Origin of the sequence: Paraburkholderia caffeinilytica (assembly GCF_051027425.1) — a bacterium.
GTDB lineage: Bacteria > Pseudomonadota > Gammaproteobacteria > Burkholderiales > Burkholderiaceae > Paraburkholderia > Paraburkholderia caffeinilytica_A.
Genome location: NZ_CP186553.1, coordinates 212,692 through 230,713 on the forward strand (window position 1 = coordinate 212,692; position 18,022 = coordinate 230,713).

Consider the following 18,022-nt stretch of genomic DNA (forward strand, 5'->3'; position numbering starts at 1 on the left):
ATGAACGTTATGGAAGCAGCCAAGTACCTTTTCGTAAGCCGTCCGCACGTTCGGGTTCTCGTTGAGCGTGGCGCTCTGACCGGCACTCCCACTGAGAACGGCGATTACGAAATCGACGACGCTTCCGTTGCGAAATATGCGGCGGATAGGAAGCTCGCTGCCAAAGCGTGGCTCGATTCTCAGACTGAAGACAAAGACCCACCTGGCCTATAGGGCCGCACTCGCTATTCGAATCCAACGTCCGAGCCGGCTGAGGCGATTATGAAATGGCTATTTCGGTTTGCATCTTCGCAGAGAAATGTCGATTGCTTCGTGCTGTGGGTTGGCCGGATTGCCCTGGTGGTCGGACTGATAGGTGGCATCGTTCTTGTGGTCGCAATCATTCGGAAGTGACCTCGCCGTAAACGCCGGGCAATAGGGGATGTTTATTGAGGAGTTCAGGTGGTTATGCGCCGGCATTGACGCTAGGAAGCGATCGTTTAGCGCCAGCAATCGTTCGATAATTTTCCGATCATCTCCGGACAGGCTCCACCTCTTGCCACATCCGGCTCGCGCCACACAGTTTTCGATCGCGATTTCGCCTGAGCGGAACACCTCGACCTCCCGCTGCTCATGGATGGCATTCTGGATAAACCAGACCTCAGTCTTGGCTAGCCCCTAGCAACCGTGCCGTCGCGGCTTGACGTCATATCGCGCTATCTTTTCGCCTTCCCCTCGCGCTGCTGTTCAAAAGCGCATCGCGCAAAAGGGTTTTGGCGAGCCGCCCGAGTTCGGATGGTGAACACGTCAGCACGTCCGCACAGCGCCTTGGGTTGAGGTGCCCGGTTACTGGACTATTGATATCGTCACTGCCTGGGGCCAGTCCCGCCAAGGACGTGAAGTGTTTTTCAGTTGGCCAGACGCTTAGATCGGTGCCCACTTCACCGATAAGTTGTCGCACGCCGTACTGGGACAGTGCGGGCAACTTAGTCAGATCGGCTCCACCGCACATCCGTGCGAGTATCTCGCGCAGCCAGGAAATTTCCAGGGCGTTGACGCCAGTCTGTTTGGTGGGCCTAGGCAGCGGCGGCTGTGTCTCATCGTGTGATGCCAGTGCCGCAGTGATGCGCTTGTCGCAATCGGCGATGAGTTTCTGGTAGTGTCTCAGGATTGCAATGCTTGGCTTGGCGCGAAGATGTGCTCGTCGGCCTAGGTGCCACGTAGGGATTCGATGACGGCCTGTTCCTTTTTTCGACGGACTGGATGTCGCAAAACGCCACCAGCACCCCAGGGGGGCGCTCGTCGGCGACAATTACACGCGCCACAGCCAGGCCGCTTACACCGGTTAGTGAGGATATGACATCGTGCAGTTTGATATTCATGCGGTCGAAGGCTTTTTGCATCAATTGCACACGGGCGGCCGCAGATCCTACATGATCGGCGCGCAAGCGCAGGTAGTCCTGTAGCTGGCGAATATCGGTCGGCGGCACGAATCCGGCGCGCAGGAGGCCGTGCATGTGCGGCGTCGCTCCCCACTGGCTATCGGCCATGTCGGTCTTCCTGCCTGGGAGATTGCGCGTCTGCCTGCCATTGACCATGCGGACTTCCAAGGCTGCGCTTTCCAGTACACCGTACAACTTGTAACCAGTAAACGCCGGTCGCTTCCGTCGTTACCGAATGTACGCCTTGTGCGAGCAGTCAGTCGCGCAACGCGTGTGGCTGTGACGTAACGGCACCGAACACTTCCGACTTGTTGCCGCCCATGGAAACATGCTTGTGTTCGCTGCCGACGTCCACGAACGCGGCAACCGGATCCAGCATAGGTAGCTTCTGCGACACGATGAGCCTCCAGATTCGGGTATCACGATGTGCGCGGTGACTCCGACCCGGTCACGCCATATGCAAGACAAATCTTTCCAGCGGGAAGCAACAAACGCTCACCAAAAGGTGCGACTGACCGCGACCAGAGCTAATCTTTCGTGCAGGCTATCCGACAGTTGCCAGACGCACCAGAGGGGACTCAGCTACGCTGCCAGAAGCCACCGCGCCTTCTAACAATAAATAGACGAGGCGCAGTTCATAGTCCGTGTGCGGTTTTTTGCAAAAAACCGCTACTTTCGTCAAACGCCCCCAGCTTGCCGGCCACGCAGGAACGGCCTTTGGTTGCATGAATGAGGTGGCAACTACCTTGACGCGCGCCGTTCGGACTCCTGCTGTACTTGAGGTGATTCCCATATCCAGTGGGATCCAGACATGGTCGAATAGCTTATGGCCTTGGAAATTGCTAGCAGCTTGGCAGTAACCACGATCCCTATTTCCACTGGTGGCAAATATGGTCGATCCGAAGCGGATCAAGGCATATATTCTGGACGCGTCGGGCAATCTGGTCCCGCTTGTCGCAGACTCCCTCGTCTTGGAATTCCCATCAGGCGATTCCTTGGAGGTCTCTTGGGAGGCATCGTATCCCGATGATCCTCGCCCGGTGTGCCTGCAAGTATGGGGCGGGTGTCGCGCACCGACTGCTCCGACCGAGGATGAAATCAATGCGATCAATGCTCGAACCCGAACAACGTCGGTTTCACTTTTACCATCAGCCTCAAACCTCGTACTTGTTCACCCGTGCTCATACCCTGTTCGCAAGCGCACTTAACTTCGTGCCGTTTGAGGGCAGGGCCTCTCACATGAAGTTTCGTGTAAATGAAGGATTGTCTGGTTACCCATCTACGTTTCACCCAGAATCCATGCGCAACCTTGTCTATCGGCTTCTCTTGATTACGCTGGTCTCGCCACTGGCGTTCGGCACCGACAACCCGAGCTACGATCAATGTATCCTGCAATCGCTGAGGAGCAGCCAGAACGGCATGGCGTCTGACGCGATCAGGCGCTCGTGCGAAGCGCTTTATAGAAGTCGTGCGCTGCTCTTGCCTCGCGAAAAGTCGTATCATGTGCGCGTTCTGCAGAACCTGCAGGGTGTGGGAGACGGATTTGCCGTTCGGGAGATTCTGCGAGCATGTCGGCGCCAGAATCAGATATGAGCCTTTTCGGATTACTGATGATGCATATCGTATCGCGCATGTTCTCACGCCGAAAGTGGATTTGTCCCTGTACCTTCGGGGACGGCGCATCGCACTTGAGTTGACCAATCAGTCGTGTGCCTTAGTTTGCGCGGGAGGCTGTACTGCCACACGCTATGAGGATGCACCGCAAGCGGCGATGGTCGAGATCGAGGGGCGCTTTGAGCACTCTTGAGGTTGTTGGGGTAGTAGTTGGCCCGCGCGTGGCGCTTCATCATGATTTTGGGAAATTTCAATAATATGCCTGCCTCCTGCAATTCCCTCAACATCATTTAGATCGCAAAGCCTTGCTTCATAAGGCGCCTGGGATTGTTCGGACTTGACTATTGAGATAGAACCAACTTCCCACATTGCTCGTGAATGTGATAGCTTTCATGGGCAGTGCTGTGCTTTCGCGTATCGTCAAGCTCTGCTATCTAGATTTTGGAGCAATCCGCGTTTCCAGGCTACCTTCACATCATGGAAGGAGTTAAATATGCCCAATCAACCAAGCCATGAGGTCTTGAAAGACTGCGCTTGATCGATCAAGTAATGGAGTTATATATGGACATCAATGAGTCAACGCCCACGTTCGCTATGTCGGAAGACGACTTCACCCGCCGTTGCCTAATGATGGCATCCCTCATTTCCTTCGATGATTGGCAAGGGAAGCAGCGAGATCTTCTCATGGAGGAGGCATACGACGCCTGCATGAGAATCGAAGCTGAGGTGAAGAATCCGCGGCGAGTATAATATCCCGTTCATACCTCAGTATAGGCCGTGCTCGCACACCAGTTGGCAGGGCAACTGCCGGACAAACCGGTCGATGTGGGAGGCGATGTTGTGGACGTGCCGCCGCCGCTTGAACTCGCTCCGACCGGTGTCCATAGACTTGACATCGTTGGATTCCAGCCGGAACTCGAATAATCGGTCTGATTCAGGATTGCCTGATAGTTCTGGCCGTTATAGGTGACGATTGTCCCAGCGGAGTAGTCGGTATCGGGCCCCCATGCTGGATAGGCCTGTGCATTCCTGTACGATGCGCCGATTAACAGTAGAACGGATGCAGCAAGCAGGGTGGGCTTCAGAACCACACTCGTCATTCTTCTTTTCATTTTCGTTGACCTCGTAAAGGTTTCCCCGATTGGCGGTCATATTGTTTGAATAATTGAAGAATTCCGGTAGTCAAAAAACTGGGCGCCCCTAAAACGGTGTCGCGGATCATCGTCATGGCGCCAGTTGGAACTGGAGTCAAGCGCGGATTCGAACGGCCTCAAGGATGCGGTTTTTTGCTGGATTTTGCAACGGCGATTTCGCCGTTCTCGGGTATTGGTTCTGGCTTGCGGAAGCGCTCGCGCTCGAAGACGATGCGATAGTCCCTAAACTGTTGCTACGCGTCGAACTGCACCGTGAGCTTCACCAGAGCTGCGCTCAGCGATTCACGTGTCTCGCGCATCTGCGTCAGTTCAGTCGCCTGAGTCCTCGCCGTTGTTTGCAGTGCATCGTACCCGGCGCGAGCGTGGTCGGCAAGCGCCTGGTTCAACGCATTCTGCAACTGCTCGCTGTGCGCCTGCTGCTCACGTAGATACCTGGTCGCGACGCCGGTTTCGGCGATGAGTCGCGCGTTGTCCCTGTTCAACCGGGTGATTTCGTTCTGCCGGACGACCAGCGTCTGCTTCACCTGGCGCAGTTCAGCCTGCTCGTGCTGGACCTGCTGCCCATGCCGGCGTGTTTCGTGTTCGCGCTGCTCCCAGGCGGCGGTGCGGTAGTGCTCGAGCGCCTCGTGCGAATGCTGCAGTTTTTCCTCGATCGAACGACGCAAGCCGTCGTGTTCGGAGAGTCGCGCAGTCAGATCGCGCACTTGCTGCATGAGGCGCTCGACATCAGGATCGTGCTGCTGCTGTAATACGCTCTGCGTTTGTGCATGTGCGGGCTGCTCGCTTGCGACGGCGGCATTGGCGTCATCCAGTTGCGCGCGCAACGTTGCCAAGTCGCTGGTTAAGCTTGCGATCTCTGCATGAGCCTAGTGCTGCTGCACAGGGCATCGGCCACCTGTGCCTCGATCACTGCCTGCACTTCCTCATGCAAGCGTGCGGCAAGTTGAACTGCCAGTTCCTTTCAGATAACGATGAATGGTCGTTCTTGAGCCTGTATTGCCGAGTGCGATACGTATCGCGTCGAGCGACGGGTGCTGCCCTTGCGCAATCAGTGCGTCGCGCGCCATGGTTCTCCTGCGAATGTCGTCCTGTGGTACGTGCTATGTATCTGCGTACCGCCCGACGGCATCAATGCGACCCGACGTCACGCGTTTCTCCCATTGGACAATGGCCGTTTATCGAATGGGAGACCGTCGTCGACACGCTCAACGGCACAATGGCGGTACAGATCCGCGCAAATCGGCCTGTTTCTCGCCCAGAGGTTGCTTTGTTTTGATCTGGGTCAAGGTGCAGCCTCCTGCCTGCCGACACGGCGCCGAACCATGGGTAAACTGCGAATGCTGGTTACGCGAGTGAGACCATACTTAACCGACAACTGAAACGGCGAAATGCATTTAAGCATTTAAGGCAACACCGAAGGACGAGGCGCGTGGCGGGGGCCGCGCGCTGTTCGGCATCGACTGAAAGCGATGACAACACGCCACGCCAATCTGGCGGATCAGAATCGTGCTATTGCATGTGAAACCAGCGGTCTGGCGTCGTATCGATACATACGCTTCGGTCACCCTGTCACACCTGCATGAGATCATTCAGATCACCATGGGCTGGCAGCAGGCTCACCTTTACGCCTTCCGGGACGATTTCGCTTTCGGAGGACGGTACAACTTCGCGGCAACACTCTCGGCGATATGCCAGCTAGGCGACACGCTGCAGTATGTGTGCGACTTCGGCGACAACTGGGAACATGCGATGATGATCGAAAAAGCACTGGCCGCAAGGGCAAAGATCCGATATCCACGCTGCGTGTCCGGTAACAATGCCTGTCCACCAGAAGATTGCGGCGGGCCATGGGGTTATGCAGATATGCTCCGAACGCTTGCGGATCGACGTAGCCACCGTCGCGATGAGCTGATCAACCGGCTCGGTGGACCTTCGATCCCCGGACATTCGAACGCGCAGAGGTGAATGAGCGGTTGCTCAATACCCTCAATGCTGGATGAGTCAGTCCGCAGACATCATCCGGGTGCCAGAATTTTCCCATTCCCTCGGGCTTGCCGACGCGATATTCTTATCGCTGGGCATGTGTGGTGCGGCGTTCTGAAAATTCCCGCCGTGTTTGCGTGCGACGTGCTGCACATGACCCGCCACCAGAATCCTTACTGATCCGCTTCCGGCAGGGTTGCACCTGTTCGTGACCATAGGAATCCTTACGACTACCCAACAGGGCTCGCCCGATGGGTGGAAGCGTCGTGTCCTGCTCACCCAGCGAACCGGGCAAGGCAGCGGCCTTCATAGCGGCGGCGAGAATGCCGTACAGACACGTCACCCTGACCGGCAACGTCTACACGTCGCGGGGCCGGTCGCAGCCGTGTTGTGACGCGCATCGACACTGCTGTCGCGATAACACGCACAGCGCATCAGTCTCCAACCTCAGAAACGACCGGACAGGCATGACCCTTATCGGAAAATCAATCGGCCTCGCGCTTACCTCACTCCTCCTGATGCTGGGCGCGTGCGTCCACGGGTTCGCGGGGCACTCTGCGTCGATCCGTAGCTGGGATGCAGGAGGGGCTAGCCAGACTGTTCCATTTGAACGGCTTGATCCCTCGCAATACCATTCCTTCGTCAGTTACTGGGACGACTCAAGGCAACCCGTCAGGTGCGAACTGATGCGCACGCCGTCCGAATGGCAGGCCATCATGCACCCGGCGCCTGTGATGTTCCGGCCGCAGCAACGATTTGCCCCTCCGGATGCATTCTTTGAGCGTCAGCAGATCCTGCTGGTTGCACGCGTCACGCCGGCAGCCACTGGCGATGCACGCTCGCAGGACGTTCGCCGCGTGACGTTACACGAAGGCATTCTGAGCGTGGATTACCAGTATCGGGCACCGTTAGCGACCGCAGGTTTCTTGGTCACAAACAGCCTGCTCGTGGCTATCCCGAAATTGAAGGCGCCTCCCGCGCGTATCCAGCTCATCGAAAACGGTCGTGTCATCTGCTCGGTTGTATCGGCAAGCTGATGGATGGCCACCGTGTGTCGGCGTGCAGGTTCCTGACGGCAACTGCCGGATACAGAATGGGGTTGGCTGATTCGCTACACAGAGGGCCCTAGACTCTATTCAGGACTACCGCGAGCGCACAAGACATCCTAGATCATTCTGACAGATGCGGCATTACTCCGCTTCGGAATACAGAGTGATGTCAAACCAGCTACTCAACACAACATTGTTGCAAGGGTTTGACATGAAAAATCCATAAGGCATTAGCCTTGATGCTGCTGATCGGCGTTTGCAGCGGAGTCGCCAGTGCTTATGTCGACACTTTCGACGGTCTTGACAGTGTGCTCGGCACAGTCCGCGCAGCGGCTGATAACATTCTGGGAGCAGCTTTTGCAGGCGTGGAAGGCATTATCGGATAAAGGAATTTATCTGGCCGTTAGCGCAGCGCGACAATGATCGCATGACCTTGCCGCGTTGCGCTTCGCTTGCCCCGATCGCCACCTAGTTCGCCCCATCTATTTGCGCCTCTCTGGGGCTCCACAACCAAAGCCTAATACTTTTGAGAATGCTTTAAATTTACAATGCGTCAGAGGATGCCGAGGTCGGCTAGCAGGACTTCGGGATCTATGAGGTTCAGATTGCCGCGAAACGTGTCGTGTCCGGGAAAATGGATGCTTTGCTTTGCTTTGCTTTGCTTTGCTTGGCGACGGCTGAGATCTTCGCGAGCATGGCCAGTGCCTGTTGATTGCCCTCGCGCTGATAGCGCCCGGACAGGATCGGCAGCAGCACCGAATCGAAGGCGATACGATGTTGGCTGACAGCGACCGCATTCGTTGCTGATCGCGATAGCGAGACCGGTCCTGCCGATTGCAGAAAATCCGACACTTTGCCCGCTTTGCTTCCTGTCACCATTGCACTCCGCCCTGTGTCGGCCGGTCGCCATCCCCTTGATGGAGCAGTTGCTCACCATCCAGACAGGTCGGCCGCGTCATGGATTTAGTGCATCGACTGCTCATTCAGATCCACTTCGTCATCCTATCGGATCACCTGCCGGACTCGTCTCCACGAATGCTTCGCGTGCTGCAATCACCGGACCGGCAGATGCGCGTAGTTGAATTGCGTCAGGTACGGCGACACCGGTTGCGGTTTCGCCTGCTCACGAATAGATTGTCCGGTGTGGAGCGTTGTCGCCCGGCCTTGCGCAATGCTGGGCCACGCTTGGAAGGCCTTTGGGCAGCGTACGCTTCACACTTGCATCATGATTTTCTTTCACGGTGAGATCTGGGTCGTATCAGTCACAAGCTGATGCGGCCTTTTTTTGTACGGAATGCCCATATCAGGCCATTATCTTGATCTGCGACAGGCACAGTCGCGATGCGCATTGTCCAGGTTCATGCGTCGGACTATCCTTGCGCCCAGCGTAGGTCTTTGACTTCCTGTTGGGACACGGGACACGGTGTGTGCCGGGTTATGGCTGACATGGCAGGCACCGGAGGACTCTACGCGCCCCTTGTGTAGACACGACTTTGGCCTCATTCATTCTGACGAGTGGATGAGGTTTTTTTGTGTGCTTCGCATCGGCCGCAGTATGCGAGGTGCGATTGGTGAGGCAATCGCCTTGCGCGAAATCAGTTCGCAGGTAATCTCAGACAAATCCCATTTCCCTGCTGGTCGGGTTGCGCTATAAATAGTAGACCACTATCCGACGATTTGGGAGCGGGTGTTTTCGTTGTGTCTCAGAGGGAACCGATAACCAGTGAATCCCAACGATCTGCCGGGTGCGTTTGCTCTACTAACGCGGAGTGAGGCCAGTCGACCCTTTCGCCTGAACTGGGGTGGCGTTGGCGATGTCCACCGTTCCCACCACACGCTCGGGTGGGTGCTGATCTCGCAACGGCTCGACGTCAACGGGGGCCTGTGTACCGGTATCGAAGGCCACGTGCCTATCATCGCGCGCGGGTTTGCCGCTCGCGGCCTTTATCGGCCGGCCAGTTGGCGTACAACTGGTCACCGACCGGGGCGCGCTGCATCCGATCAATGGGATGTCACGCATGCACGCGCGGGCGATTCGTGGGCAGACTATCAACGCCTCTCCCGTGCGCGCATAGTTGCGCACGAGATGAACGCCGCGCGTATTGATGGCGCCGGCAGCGTACGGGATCTCGCGGTCGGCCACTGGTTTGGATTGAGTGATTACCCTGAGCTCGACTGACAGTCGCCGCAGGACGGGCAGTTTTTCGTGACCCGCCTGCACCATATCGGCGAGAACAGTCTGCCGAAGGCATTCAGCGAACGCGCGTGGGCGCGGTTCCGGCAGCATCAGCTTGGGAGCGCGATTACTGACGATGCCGCTGCATGCCATTACGAAAACACATTCACGTGCGTAAAGCGCGGTGTGGCGCTCAGACCCGCCTACAACCCGCGAGTCGATCTGCCGCGGGTTCACCTGCTGACCGCCATTGTGGTCGGCTCAAAAAACGAAGATGCGTATTGCGATGAAACGGCTGTATCAAGGTCCAGCTTTAGGTGCTGGATTCGGGCGGTCACACGTATGCCTAGGGGGTGGGTACACAGGGCACCGACGCCGACAGTGCATTCGTACGTGTGAGCAGTGTCTGGGCTGAGCTGGACTAAGGTGACAGTTCACTGCCCCAGGCCGGAATGGAGGTCATTCTGGATTTCGTCCGCGGCGATCCGAAGAAGCCCGCGACCTTCGGTCATACAGGTGAGTTGCCCGTCAACCGGTCTCTGTCTGACAAGAAGACGAAGGGGGTCAGGTGCCTGCGCGGGGACCAGTTGCGCTTTGACGACTCGCCGGGCGGATCAGCTCGCGAGCGATCACGCAGCGAGCGAGCTGAATCTGGGTTTTCTGACGCATCCGAGCGCCGATGGACACGGAGAAAAGCGCGGCGAAGGGGCTGAACTGCGCACCGATGGCATCGCGGTGGTGCGTGCAGCGATCGGCATGATGCTCTCACGACCTTCGCTCGCAACAGGGCGGCTGTGGCCCCCGCATTCTGGAAGACGATCAGCAACAAGGGTCCGGGGCACTTCACGCCGTCGCTGTACATGCGGGTGCGCTGGACGACTTGGCAGTTCGACCGTTACATGCACCGTCCGGTCGAGGTGAGGCTCACCGATGAAAACGGGCGACCACTGAAGACAGGCTGGGAGCAGGCACTGGCGACGCTGCCCGAAGGAGAAAAGCCCCAGCGGATCTTCTACGACACCATCGGTAATTGCGAATGGGTGATCGCTTACCCAAGCGCTGATGGGCAATGCAGCCGGTCTGGAGCTGAGCGATGTCCGCGAAGGCTACGACATTGGTTACCGGATCGGCAATGCCGGTGTCAGTTCGCAGATGGGCCAGCTCGGACTGAGCATGATTGGTAGCTACTTCGACGGCGGGGCTAGCGCAACGGTCAGTCGCAGTCCGGACGGCACCGCGAGCATCATGATGGTGAGTCCGCCCGATGCCGCGAAGCTGGCTGGGCAGGCAGTGCACTGGAAGGACCGTTTACCCTGCTGGCGAAAGGCAGGCGGAGCTGGACTCTGCCAGGAATCGATATTTTTTATCTGAATGGAGCAGCACAATGCAAGGCGTTATCCGCGTGGGCGATAAAACAAGTCACGGTGGTGTAGTGGTCACGGGCAGCGAACTATCAAAGGTCATGGATCGCGGTGTCGCGCGCGTGGGCGATCGCTGCACGTGCCCGATACCCGGGCACGAGGAATGCGTGATCGTCGAGGGTCACCCGTACCTGCACACCGAGGGACGCGCCGTCGCGCTCAACGGCCACCGAACCTCATGTGGCGCGACGCTGATCTCGACGATACTTACTTCGTGCATCAAGTGATCCCGTGCTGCCGGAGCGCAACCTGCGTTGTTCTTCCTCCGTCAACGGGATCGGTCGCTACGTCGACTTACACCGGACGCGCGAAATTCTTCACCCATACGCAGCCCGCAAAGATGGCGAACAGTGAATCGTCCGACATCATCGCGGAGCCCATCGCCTCCGCTACCGACGTGCGCGCGAACCGAGCTGCTAACTGCAGGGTAATTCATGTACCGGATGCTTTTTGCCACCATGGCACTGATCTGTTCAACCTGTCTCGCGGCACCCTGCGACAGCGTGAATCGTGACATCACCGCCGCCCGCAAGGCCGTGCTTGCACCTGCGATCACCAGACAGCTGCTGCGCGTACCGTCCGTTGAGGTACTGCGCTCTTTCCGCCTCGACCAATGGAGCATCATTTATGTGAGTACACCAGTCTCGGAAAGCGGATTTCTTTTCTATTCGGATGATCCGCTCTCGAGTCGCTACCTCACCATATGGGCGGGTATGGCCTGGCCCAACGAGGAAGATGAGATCAGAAACTGGGCTTTAAAAAATGTATCAGGCATTCCTGTGCAACTGGCTGCGTGCTTCGCTTGGTACGTGACGAAGAATCGGGACCGGTAACAATTGCTCTCGGGTGAGCGACGTTCAGCGCCTGAAGCCAGGGCGGACCTCTGTATTGCTGCGGCTAAAAAAGCGCGTTTCTGTGCAAAGACAAAGACGCCCTTCAGACGAACGGCTGATATTGACGGGGGCGTTTGACGAAAGGAGTGTCAAAGTACTACAAGGGAGTAAAGACTGACCATTTGCAGTGACTTGCAAACGAAACCACCATGCCTGCATTCCATTGCCGCGTGCTCACATTATCTGCAACTGACGGTATCATGGTGGTATCCATGCAAACATCATTGATGTATCGTGGTCTTGCTTCGGCGCACGCTTGCCGAACGCCAGTCGTGGAAACGGCCGTGCACCAATGATATTTCCCCCGCCTGGAGGAGCGTTGCAAGGCGCCATTTGCAAAATGCGTCGCCTCGTCCCGTTTCGGCTATGGCTTGGCCAAGAACCTTCACAAATCTGACGGGTTCGGTTTCCACAAGCGACAGCAAGCTCGCATCATAGTGGTCAATCTGGCGTTCAGACAGACGTCCGTCTTCCCATACCCTGACACCGCATCCGATCTCCCGCAGCACAGCCCATTCGGCCGCCAGTTCCCTGCGCTCTTCAATCGTTGATGATGATCGCCTTTCGAAGCATTCGTGCAGTCGCTCGATAGAAACGCGCGCAATCGGGGCGTGGATATAACAATCCGGGTTCGCCACATCCTCAGTGCCTACCAGCACTTCTGTTATCAACACGGGAGAATCCTTCAGCCACCAATGGACGCGGCGACGCATTGTCTGTTCAATTGGATGTGATCCAGCCCAGATAACGACCTCGGTCGTTTCCCGCCCCAGATCCGCAAGAGCCTCGTTAACAACGCAAAATTCGGCGTACCAGTCCATTGATCGCATTTCCTCGTCCAAAGCGAAAAGCTCGGTCCAGAAAGCAACGCGTGCGTCAGTCGAAGACGAATCAACATCAGTCAAGGGTCCGATCGCACAATCGTCCCGAATTTCAATCACATTTTCGCCTACCACCGTTCTTACCAGCTCAGCAGCAGTTCCGCCCTGACAAATATGACGTATGGAGTTCATTTGATCGGTTCCGCCTATCTGATTGCCGCGCAAGGTTCGTCCGGAGTGGTAGAGGGCCGAGCGCGCTTCGTGAATATCTTGACTTCGGATATTCACGAAGCCCGGTCATACCTCTTGCTGGCGACGCTATTAAAGATGGCCTTATACGCCCTCCGAAGTAATGGACGGGCGAATCAAGTTTAGTTCAGCTCACGGCAACATTTCTACGACACGCGTCGCAAGCAAGAGTTTTCCCATGTCTATCGCTGCGCGCTGGAAAGCGTTTGCGATGGCTCCGTCGAGTGGAATACCCTGAAACACAGGGCCTCGATGCCCGGAAACGTTAGGCCGTCGACGAGAATTCATTCATACATTCTGATTTCCTGAATTAAGTGGCGTGTCAAGTGCAAAACTGAACACAATCCGCCCTGTTTTTCTCCCGTGATCGGTATCGACCGTTACATTGAAGTCGCCACGCGTGAGAACATCCGGCGCAGCTACCAGTGGGTGATCCGGCATTTCGAGCGCTGATGCGATCGCGCAGCATCTCGCCGACTACGCACAGACGCTAGACGTGAACACGTTGCGCACGCGACTCGCGGCGTTCGCGCAGTGGCACCGGGATCAGGGGTTTCCAGACCCGACCAATGCACCATACGTGCGCAAGGTCCTCAAGGGCATCGCCACATTGCATCCCACGACTGAAAAACGCGCGAAACCTTTGCAGCTTGAGCACTTGGTCGCGTGTCTGGACGGCCAGACGACGCAAGTGGTTTGTGTGAATCCAGCACGACAGGATTCTCCGCTGCGCCTCGCGCTGCAGTTGCAGCGACAGCGCGCTGATCTCGGTCAGGAACTCCCGCGCGTTCAGGTCAGCCTCGACGACCAAGACTATTCTCCGATGACAGATTGCCGCGTAAAGTTTTAAATACGGTTAAATATTTTCTGGAGATGATCATGATTTTTGCCCGCCTGCTCGACTGGCTCTTTTCCTTTCTGTGCCGCGCAGGCCGAGCCATCGTCGAAGGATTCGCCGATTCAGCCGCCATGGAAATGGGCCTTCCGCCAGAACACTGGACTCGTCCCCCGGCTGGCGGTGGGGCCTCGCGCGACGACGGCACGTTGCCTGAGCAGAAGGTCGAGCCGCCGATGATCCGGCTTAACGGGAAGCGTGTCAGCGAAGTGGCCCTGCGGCATCAGGGCCAGGTTCTCGAAATCGGGTTTGCCAACGGCACTCTCGCTTGGTACAACAAGGTTCCCCAGCACGTCTATGCGCGACTCGTCGAGTCGACCACACCCGATGAGGTTTTCAGGCGGGACATCGAAGACCGCTACACGCTGCTGGGTGTCGGAAATCCGGAGCGCGATACCGCGTCCCGCTGACACCTGAATACCGTTCATGGTTCGCCATACCGTCGTGCGAGTTGACTTGCGAACGGTTCGATCACATCCTTCAGACTCGCCACGTGCGCTGGCGCGCGTTCTCGCTCGTGGTCGGAGCCGCAGTCGAACCATCGTAAGCGATAGTTTTAGCATCCCGAATGGATAATCGTTTGCGACAGACGGACGAGCAAAGTGCGTATTTCGGCGAAGCCGAACAGAAATAATGGTGTTGATACGGGTTGTCCAAGCCGCCCCCTACGGTAGACTGCGCGCCACTCGAACACGATCTAACGCCATGTCCACGGCAGGCTCGCATCATGTCGCGTCTTTGTGTGGAAATGGGTACGCCCGAAACGAGGCGCTTACACGGGCTGCGATTGCGGGAACTCCAAGTCGTCAAAGTTACCCTTGCTTCTTCCTCATGCATGGCCTTGTTGCGGGCTTGAAACCAAACATAGTTGTCAAGTTTGCGGCTGTAGGTGCCGTAAAATAGCACTAAAACCAAACTTGGCTTTGAAAAATTCCAGATGTAAGCCACTGTTTTTGTTGGATAGCGAAACTGAACATAATTGGGAAGTATCACGTCTCGTGCGATCCCGCCTGAAAAATGGCGGTGGCGCCGTTGTCTGTATGGCGATTTGCCTAATTTCCCGTTGAGGGTAATCGTAAATATCAGAAGCTGCGAATATTTACGTATCCCGGCCAAACCTCTTGTCGGCCAACCAGGAAATCTATACACCATTCGTGTCAAATGGTGCTGAATCTGGTTCAGTTATCGAAGTTCGGCGAATTTGATCCGGAGATCAGATTCGAGTGGCAGCCATTGCGCACGATGAGCCCTGACCAACGAGCCACCATCCGCAAGACTGGGATGGAAACGGATGCAATGGCGATCGATGCAAGGCGGGCGCGATCTGGCCACGCTTACACAGGAACTGATTTAGCGATTTGACATGACGAAGCGCCGCGCACCGTTTATTGTACGCGATCAGGCCAACAAGATGTAACCGTCCGACCCCGACCGTATAGACGCCTGATGAAGGCGAAGCCATGCTTTCCCGGGGCACAAATGTGACTGTGTCCACAAAGGAATCATGGACACAGTGACTGAATTCTCCGAAGTCAAAGCCGCCCGGAAGTATCGCCGGCGTAACGTAGACGAGAAACGCCAGATCGTCGAAGAGACGTTATCCAGTGGACGTTCGGTGGCGGAGATTGCACGCAGTCACGAATTGAACGCGAATCAACTGTTCGACTGGCGCAAGCAGTATCTGGATGGACGACTTGGCGTGAACGGTCGCGAATGCGCGTTGCTGCCGGTTACCGTGAATGAGACCGGTGACAGCGGCGTGGCCGAACCGGCAGCATCTACGCCTTCGGCACCGGCGCCCGGCAAGATACGCATCCAGTTGCCACGAGGCGAGATACACGTTGAAGGGAGCGTCAATCCCGACACGCTGCGCGTGGTGATCCAGTGCCTGAGCCGATGATTGGTCCGCTCGCAAACACACGCATCTGGGTTGCCGCCGGATTTACGGATATGCGATGTGGCTTCGACGGCCTGGCCGCGAAGGTGCAGACCGTGCTGGCGAAGGATCCATTCTCTGGTCACATCTTCGTGTTCAGGGGCAAACGTGGCGACCTCATCAAGTGCCTGTACTGGCGCGACGGTGGTCTGTGCCTGTTCGCCAAACGCCTGGAGCGTGGGCGCTTTGCGTGGCCTCGTGCTGACGGTGGTGTTGTTTCGCTGACCAGCGCTCAACTCGGCCTCCTACTGGAAGGATTCGACTGGCGACAGCCTGTCGATGCAGCGCGCCCCTGCAGCGCTTTGTAAACGTATGTGACAACGCAGGCGTAGCGCAATGCACACGCGTAAACTCCCTGCATGGCATCCAGCGACGCTACGTTTCCAGACGATATCGAGGCCTTGAAGGCTCTCCTGCTCGCGCGTGAGACTGCGTTACGTGAGCGCGAAGGCGAGCTTACGGATCTGCGCGACACTGTAACGACGCTCCAGAAGACACTCTCCGACCGGGCACTCGAGATCGAGCACCTGAAGCTGTGGATCGCGAAACTCCAGCGCATGCAGTTCGGGCGCAAGTCGGAGAAGATTGATCGCCAGATCGAGCAACTGGAATTGCGTCTCGAAGATCTGCAGGCCGACGATGGGGCGGCGACGGTCGACGCACCAGCAAGGCCCCGCTCTGAGGCCGGCAAGTCGACGGGGCGCAAGCCACTGCCGGAACATCTGCATCGTGAGGAGGTTGTACATCAGCCCGAGGACACGTGCTGTCCGCAATGCGGCGGCGAACTTGGCGACCTCGGCGAGGACGTTTCCGAGCAACTCGAGTATGTGCCGGGGAATTGGCGAGTGATTCGTCACCGCCGACTCAAGAAGGCCTGTACCTGTTGCGACTGCATCGTGCAGGCGGCTGCGCCCAATCGGCCAATCGATCGCGGCATGCCCGGTCCCGGGTTGCTCGCGCATGTTCTGGTCGCCAAATTCTGTGACCACCTTCCCTTATACCGACAGTCAGTGATCTATGCGCGCGACGGCGTGGAACTCAGCCGTTCGACACTCGCGGACTGGGTCGGCCAGAGCAGTGCGTTGCTCCGGCCACTCGTAGAGGTCGTTCGCCGGTATGTGATGGCCGCCTCGAAGATTCACGCGGATGACACGCCGGTACCTGTGCTCGAACCCGGCAATGGCAAGACCCGTACCGCACGGCTCTGGACGTACGTTCGGGATGACCGGCCGGCTGGCTCGAAGGACGCGCCAGCGGTTTGGTTCGCATACAGTCCCACACGGGCTGGTGAATATCCACAGACCCACCTGAAGGACTTCAGGGGAACGTTGCAGGCCGATGCGTTCGCGGGGTACAACGCGATCTACGAAGGTGATGATGTGCGCGAGGCTGCATGCATGGCGCACGCGCGTCGCAAATTCCACGATCTGTTCGTCGCACGCAGGAACGAGGTTAACACTGAAGCGTTGCGCCGGATCGGCGAGCTGTACGCAATTGAGGCCGCGATTCGCGGCAAGCCACCGGACGAACGAAGACGTGTCAGGCAGGAGCAGGCGCGTCCGCTGCTCGATGCCTTCGAGATCTGGCTGCGCTCGACATTGGGTACGGTGTCGCAGAAAGGCGATACCGCCAAAGCCATCAACTACGCGCTGAATCAGTGGGCAGCGCTCACGCTGTACGTCGATGACGGCGCCGTGGAAATCGATAACAACGCAGCCGAACGCGCTTTACGTGCCGTCGCTCTCGGCAGAAAAAACTTCCTGCACTTCGGTTCCGACAGTGGCGGCGAACGCGGCGCCGCTATCTACACCCTGGTTGGTACCGCCAAACTGAATGGCCTTGATCCCGAGGCCTACCTGCGCCACGTCATCGCTCGCATCGCCGAGCATCCCGTCAATCGCGTCGACGAGCTGTTGCCATGGGTCGTCGCCGATCAGCTTCACCACGACGTCGCCTGAACTCAACGCGCTGCGTTCAACTGTTCGATATCAACATGCTGTCAAGAACGGTAGTGGTCGGACGGTTACAACAAGATGACTGCGGTCAGATGCGCACATTCATCTTGAGCGGCATCACGCACTCCGTGAGTCTGGCGGCCGAGGCGTTCTGGAACATCGGAAATGACTGGGAGGTCGGTGCGTCGGCAGGTCCCGCGATCTACTTTGGCCTGTGGCGCTCGACCTACATCGCCAACGAGAATGGCGTGTTCGGTCCAGCTGGTAGCACTGGGCAGGTGTTGCCCCGGATCGTGCCCCATCAGGGTGCTGTGGCCGGACTCTCGGTGTCCAAGGGTGCATTCTCGCTTGGCTACAGCTACCTCTATGCGCCGCCGCACTTCGCCGGAACAGGGAATGGTGTACCCCGCGGGATCAACGGCGCGCACATGCTATATCTGGGATATCGCTGGTGA

General features: G+C 57.4%; 21 protein-coding genes and 1 pseudogene. 14 read left to right on the forward strand and 8 right to left on the reverse strand.

Annotated features, from left to right (window positions below; translation table 11 throughout):
- Positions 1-1,076: 1,076 nt before the first annotated feature.
- A complete protein-coding gene (locus tag ACOSV0_RS21470; protein ID WP_434113373.1) occupies positions 1,077-1,589 on the reverse strand; it encodes a hypothetical protein in 513 nt (170 codons plus the stop codon).
- Positions 1,590-1,677: 88 nt separating this feature from the next.
- Entirely contained in the window at positions 1,678-1,818 is a 141-nt protein-coding gene (locus ACOSV0_RS21475; protein ID WP_434113375.1) for a hypothetical protein, read from the reverse strand.
- A 704-nt stretch (positions 1,819-2,522) separates the two neighbouring features.
- Here ACOSV0_RS21475 and ACOSV0_RS21480 point away from each other — a divergent pair.
- Positions 2,523-3,014, forward strand: coding sequence for a VF_A0006 family four-cysteine protein (locus tag ACOSV0_RS21480; RefSeq protein ID WP_434113376.1), 492 nt, complete (start codon positions 2,523-2,525; stop codon positions 3,012-3,014).
- Positions 3,015-3,793: 779 nt separating this feature from the next.
- Here the strand turns inward: ACOSV0_RS21480 and ACOSV0_RS21485 are convergent.
- The 3 genes from ACOSV0_RS21485 to ACOSV0_RS21495 form a co-directional block, all read right to left on the reverse strand.
- A complete protein-coding gene (locus ACOSV0_RS21485; RefSeq protein WP_434113378.1) occupies positions 3,794-4,147 on the reverse strand; it encodes a carbohydrate-binding protein in 354 nt (117 codons plus the stop codon).
- Positions 4,148-4,422: 275 nt separating this feature from the next.
- A complete protein-coding gene (locus ACOSV0_RS21490; protein ID WP_434113380.1) occupies positions 4,423-5,022 on the reverse strand; it encodes a hypothetical protein in 600 nt (199 codons plus the stop codon).
- Between the two features lie 90 nt (positions 5,023-5,112).
- Positions 5,113-5,256 (reverse strand): DNA-binding protein, encoded by a 144-nt coding sequence (locus ACOSV0_RS21495; protein ID WP_434113382.1) that lies wholly within the window; start codon positions 5,254-5,256, stop codon positions 5,113-5,115.
- Positions 5,257-5,695: 439 nt separating this feature from the next.
- Between ACOSV0_RS21495 and ACOSV0_RS21500 the strand changes: the two genes are divergently transcribed.
- The 3 genes from ACOSV0_RS21500 to ACOSV0_RS21510 all read left to right on the forward strand — a co-directional run bounded on the left by ACOSV0_RS21500 (position 5,696) and on the right by ACOSV0_RS21510 (position 7,607).
- On the forward strand, positions 5,696-6,154 hold the full coding sequence (locus tag ACOSV0_RS21500; RefSeq protein ID WP_434113384.1) for a plasmid pRiA4b ORF-3 family protein: 459 nt from the start codon (positions 5,696-5,698) through the stop codon (positions 6,152-6,154).
- Between the two features lie 704 nt (positions 6,155-6,858).
- Positions 6,859-7,209 carry a hypothetical protein gene (locus ACOSV0_RS21505; RefSeq protein WP_434113385.1) on the forward strand — a complete coding sequence of 117 codons (351 nt, stop codon included), beginning with the start codon at positions 6,859-6,861 and terminating at the stop codon, positions 7,207-7,209.
- 248 nt (positions 7,210-7,457) lie between these two features.
- A complete protein-coding gene (locus ACOSV0_RS21510; RefSeq protein ID WP_434113386.1) occupies positions 7,458-7,607 on the forward strand; it encodes a hypothetical protein in 150 nt (49 codons plus the stop codon).
- 214 nt (positions 7,608-7,821) lie between these two features.
- Here the strand turns inward: ACOSV0_RS21510 and ACOSV0_RS21515 are convergent, their stop codons facing one another.
- The gene (locus ACOSV0_RS21515; RefSeq protein ID WP_434113388.1) at positions 7,822-8,100 is read right to left on the reverse strand and encodes a hypothetical protein; all 279 of its coding nucleotides are present in this window, start codon (positions 8,098-8,100) and stop codon (positions 7,822-7,824) included.
- An 844-nt stretch (positions 8,101-8,944) separates the two neighbouring features.
- On the opposite strand from ACOSV0_RS21515, the gene ACOSV0_RS21520 reads away from it, so the two are divergent.
- The 5 genes and pseudogenes from ACOSV0_RS21520 to ACOSV0_RS21540 all read left to right on the forward strand — a co-directional run bounded on the left by ACOSV0_RS21520 (position 8,945) and on the right by ACOSV0_RS21540 (position 11,651).
- A complete protein-coding gene (locus tag ACOSV0_RS21520) occupies positions 8,945-9,400 on the forward strand; it encodes a contractile injection system protein, VgrG/Pvc8 family (protein WP_434113390.1) in 456 nt (151 codons plus the stop codon).
- A 513-nt stretch (positions 9,401-9,913) separates the two neighbouring features.
- A complete protein-coding gene (locus ACOSV0_RS21525) occupies positions 9,914-10,318 on the forward strand; it encodes a type VI secretion system Vgr family protein (RefSeq protein WP_434113391.1) in 405 nt (134 codons plus the stop codon).
- Positions 10,297-10,768: pseudogene (locus tag ACOSV0_RS21530) on the forward strand (hypothetical protein). Before ACOSV0_RS21525 ends, ACOSV0_RS21530 begins: the two are co-directional and overlap by 22 nt.
- Positions 10,769-10,781: 13 nt before the next feature.
- Entirely contained in the window at positions 10,782-11,045 is a 264-nt protein-coding gene (locus ACOSV0_RS21535) for a PAAR domain-containing protein (protein ID WP_434113393.1), read from the forward strand.
- Positions 11,046-11,252: 207 nt separating this feature from the next.
- Positions 11,253-11,651, forward strand: coding sequence for a hypothetical protein (locus ACOSV0_RS21540; protein ID WP_434113394.1), 399 nt, complete (start codon positions 11,253-11,255; stop codon positions 11,649-11,651).
- A gap of 281 nt (positions 11,652-11,932) precedes the next feature.
- Here ACOSV0_RS21540 and ACOSV0_RS21545 read toward each other — a convergent pair whose 3' ends face one another.
- Positions 11,933-12,820, reverse strand: a complete 888-nt coding sequence (locus tag ACOSV0_RS21545) for a DUF1835 domain-containing protein (RefSeq protein WP_434113396.1) — start codon at positions 12,818-12,820, stop codon at positions 11,933-11,935.
- Positions 12,821-13,271: 451 nt separating this feature from the next.
- Complete coding sequence (locus ACOSV0_RS21550; protein WP_434113398.1) at positions 13,272-13,592, reverse strand: hypothetical protein; 321 nt, start codon at positions 13,590-13,592, stop codon at positions 13,272-13,274.
- 68 nt (positions 13,593-13,660) lie between these two features.
- Between ACOSV0_RS21550 and ACOSV0_RS21555 the strand changes: the two genes are divergently transcribed.
- The 5 genes from ACOSV0_RS21555 to ACOSV0_RS21575 all read left to right on the forward strand — a co-directional run bounded on the left by ACOSV0_RS21555 (position 13,661) and on the right by ACOSV0_RS21575 (position 18,022).
- Entirely contained in the window at positions 13,661-14,086 is a 426-nt protein-coding gene (locus ACOSV0_RS21555; protein ID WP_434113400.1) for a KTSC domain-containing protein, read from the forward strand.
- A 1,094-nt stretch (positions 14,087-15,180) separates the two neighbouring features.
- Complete coding sequence (tnpA, locus tag ACOSV0_RS21560; RefSeq protein ID WP_434113401.1) at positions 15,181-15,576, forward strand: IS66-like element accessory protein TnpA; 396 nt, start codon at positions 15,181-15,183, stop codon at positions 15,574-15,576.
- Entirely contained in the window at positions 15,561-15,920 is a 360-nt protein-coding gene (gene tnpB / locus ACOSV0_RS21565; RefSeq protein ID WP_429253750.1) for an IS66 family insertion sequence element accessory protein TnpB, read from the forward strand. Before tnpA ends, tnpB begins: the two co-directional genes overlap by 16 nt.
- 51 nt (positions 15,921-15,971) lie before the next feature.
- Positions 15,972-17,570 carry an IS66 family transposase gene (gene tnpC / locus ACOSV0_RS21570; RefSeq protein ID WP_434113404.1) on the forward strand — a complete coding sequence of 533 codons (1,599 nt, stop codon included), beginning with the start codon at positions 15,972-15,974 and terminating at the stop codon, positions 17,568-17,570.
- A gap of 89 nt (positions 17,571-17,659) precedes the next feature.
- A complete protein-coding gene (locus ACOSV0_RS21575) occupies positions 17,660-18,022 on the forward strand; it encodes a hypothetical protein (RefSeq protein WP_434113406.1) in 363 nt (120 codons plus the stop codon).

Bases quoted from the DNA above. Each gene is read 5' to 3' on its own strand.
- ACOSV0_RS21555 (WP_434113400.1), top strand. From the start codon at position 13,661: ATGATTTTTGCCCGCCTGCTCGACTGGCTCTTTTCCTTTCTGTGCCGC.
- tnpA (WP_434113401.1), top strand. From the start codon at position 15,181: ATGGACACAGTGACTGAATTCTCCGAAGTCAAAGCCGCCCGGAAGTAT.
- ACOSV0_RS21515 (WP_434113388.1), bottom strand. From the start codon at position 8,100: ATGGTGACAGGAAGCAAAGCGGGCAAAGTGTCGGATTTTCTGCAATCG.
- ACOSV0_RS21505 (WP_434113385.1), top strand. From the start codon at position 6,859: ATGCGCACGCCGTCCGAATGGCAGGCCATCATGCACCCGGCGCCTGTG.
- ACOSV0_RS21535 (WP_434113393.1), top strand. From the start codon at position 10,782: ATGCAAGGCGTTATCCGCGTGGGCGATAAAACAAGTCACGGTGGTGTA.
- tnpC (WP_434113404.1), top strand. From the start codon at position 15,972: ATGGCATCCAGCGACGCTACGTTTCCAGACGATATCGAGGCCTTGAAG.
- ACOSV0_RS21480 (WP_434113376.1), top strand. From the start codon at position 2,523: ATGCGATCAATGCTCGAACCCGAACAACGTCGGTTTCACTTTTACCAT.
- ACOSV0_RS21575 (WP_434113406.1), top strand. From the start codon at position 17,660: ATGCGCACATTCATCTTGAGCGGCATCACGCACTCCGTGAGTCTGGCG.
- ACOSV0_RS21495 (WP_434113382.1), bottom strand. From the start codon at position 5,256: ATGGCGCGCGACGCACTGATTGCGCAAGGGCAGCACCCGTCGCTCGAC.
- ACOSV0_RS21485 (WP_434113378.1), bottom strand. From the start codon at position 4,147: ATGAAAAGAAGAATGACGAGTGTGGTTCTGAAGCCCACCCTGCTTGCT.
- ACOSV0_RS21540 (WP_434113394.1), top strand. From the start codon at position 11,253: ATGTACCGGATGCTTTTTGCCACCATGGCACTGATCTGTTCAACCTGT.